This is a genomic window from Tepidimonas thermarum (genome assembly GCF_007556705.1).
Classification (GTDB): Bacteria; Pseudomonadota; Gammaproteobacteria; order Burkholderiales; family Burkholderiaceae_C; genus Tepidimonas; species Tepidimonas thermarum.
This window is the reverse complement of the sequence record NZ_VJOL01000105.1, coordinates 1-1,908: the sequence shown is the minus strand read 5'-3', so window position 1 is coordinate 1,908 and position 1,908 is coordinate 1. Positions and strand designations below refer to the sequence as shown.

Here is a 1,908-nt window from a genome sequence, read left to right as displayed (position 1 = left end):
GCGCCATCCAGTCCGTTCTCGAGCAAGATCGCATAAGCGGCTTCCAAGGGGTTGGTTTCGACTCGTATTGCCATGAGGGTTACACTCCTTTCTCGAAGTCATGGCGTCAGACCCACCCTCGCGCTGTCTGCTGGGCGGGGAGCGTAGGCGCGTAGCGCCGGAGATCCCCGCCCAGCAGACAACCGGCAAAATGGAATTTACAGAAAGAACGATACACAACTCTGTGGGGAGTTCTAAGGATACTCTGCAAAACCCACCCCTCCGGCAAAATTAGCAGCCGGTAGACACGAGACACCACGGATGCTGCCATGATGAAGCCGATGAGCTTTGCCGGCAGCGGATTCGAGCGCAAGATCGGTGCGCACGCGCAAGCGCGAGTTCCTTGACCAGATGGAGCGTGTGGTGCCGTGGGATGAGCTCTTGGCCCTCATCGCCCCATACGCACCCACGCCTGGACCCAAGGGTGGGCGCCCCCTTTTGCGGGGCAGAGCCTGTTGCGCATTCACTTTTTGCAGCAGTGGTTCAACCTCTCGGACCCGACGATGGAAGAGGCGCTCGATGACACGCCCATGTTTGGCGGGTTCGCGGGGCTGGACATCGGCCAAGACGCGCTGCCCGATGAAACCACCATCCTGCGTTTGCGGCACCTCTTGGAAAGGCACGACCTGGTGCGCAAGATCCTGGACGTCGTCCAAGCGTTGCTGCAACAACTCGAGCGCATCAAGGCGAGTATTCGTGCCAAGGCCGAGCACCCCTTACACATCGTCAAGAACCTCTTGGGCTACCGCAAGACGCACGACCGTTTGCCGGCCAAGAACACCGCACAGCGCATGACGCTGTTTGCCCTGGCCCATGTGTGGCTGGCGCACAAGCGACTGCTGAACATGGTGCCCCAGGGATAAGTGCGCCCGCAGGGGGGCAAAAGTGGGCCGAAAAGGGGCCCACAAGCCTCCCAGCGGCTTGCTCATGCCTGGCTGTAGGGTTCCAAGTCGACGCAACCGACCTCCAAATGCCACCATGTGAAACCTCCACGACTCGCGGTGTCCGCAGCGGGTGTTGGGCAGATGTTTTATAGAGCGCGACTCGCCCGGAATGGGCATGGAACGTAAGGCAGTTTTGCTATACTTGCATAGCAATTTCAGAGCAGGAGCACGAACCATGCTTGCCATCCGACTTCCCGCCGACGTGGAAGCTCGCCTTGAAGCACTGGCGCGCGCCACCGGGCGTACCAAGACTTTCTATGCCCGGGAAGCGATCCTTGAGCATTTGGATGACCTCGAAGATTTGTACCTTGCAGAGCAACGCCTGATTGACATTCGCGCAGGTCGCGGCCGCACCTATACGCTGGAAGAAGTGGAGCGCGATCTTGGCTTGGCGGATTGAGATCGGCGACAAGGCCAAGAAAGACTTGGCCGCCTTGGACAAGGCCAGCGCTAAGCGCATCACAGCCTTTCTGCGTGAGCGTGTCGCCCAGCTCGACGATCCGCGCAGCATTGGCGAAGCCCTCAAAGGCTCCCAGCTTGGAGCCTTCTGGAAGTACCGCGTTGGCGACTATCGCATTGTCGCCAGCATCGAGGACGGCGCTTTGCGCATCCTCGTTGTGCGCATCGGCAACCGAAAGGATGTGTACCGGAATTGACATCCTCCTCGGCTGTCAACGGCTCGATGTTATCGAGGTCGATTACGCGCAGGTCGGCCAGCGCTTTGATTGGTTCGCCACCAAGCGCGTGGTCGATCACAAATATTTGAACGTTTTCACGTTCTCGATCTTTGTCCTCTTCGGAACCACTGAACAAAAAAGCTCGTACACCGCACACTCGCTCACGCTCGCTGTGAGGTCAGCGCAAATCACCCCAAGGCAGCCTCTGAGGCGCCCAAAGTGCCCTCGCGGCGGTGCAAAACCCGCCC

At 59.4% G+C, this 1,908-nt stretch carries 2 protein-coding genes and 1 pseudogene; all 3 read left to right on the top strand.

All coding sequences use genetic code 11. The features are described 5' to 3' along the window. Positions 1-327 precede the first annotated feature (327 nt). A pseudogene (locus tag Tther_RS13060) lies at positions 328-902 on the top strand (transposase). Positions 903-1,158: 256 nt separating this feature from the next. Continuing rightward, positions 1,159-1,383 carry a type II toxin-antitoxin system RelB family antitoxin gene (gene relB / locus Tther_RS13055; protein ID WP_143904554.1) on the top strand — a complete coding sequence of 75 codons (225 nt, stop codon included), beginning with the start codon at positions 1,159-1,161 and terminating at the stop codon, positions 1,381-1,383. Beyond that, positions 1,367-1,639: a type II toxin-antitoxin system RelE family toxin gene (locus Tther_RS13050; RefSeq protein WP_143904551.1), complete on the top strand. Its 273-nt coding sequence runs from the start codon at positions 1,367-1,369 to the stop codon at positions 1,637-1,639. The genes relB and Tther_RS13050 overlap by 17 nt, the downstream gene beginning before the upstream one ends. The last annotated feature ends 269 nt before the right edge of the window (positions 1,640-1,908 follow it).

What these genes read in the sequence shown, in the direction of transcription:
- relB (WP_143904554.1), top strand. Translation starts at nt 1,159, where the DNA reads ATGCTTGCCATCCGACTTCCCGCCGACGTGGAAGCTCGCCTTGAAGCA.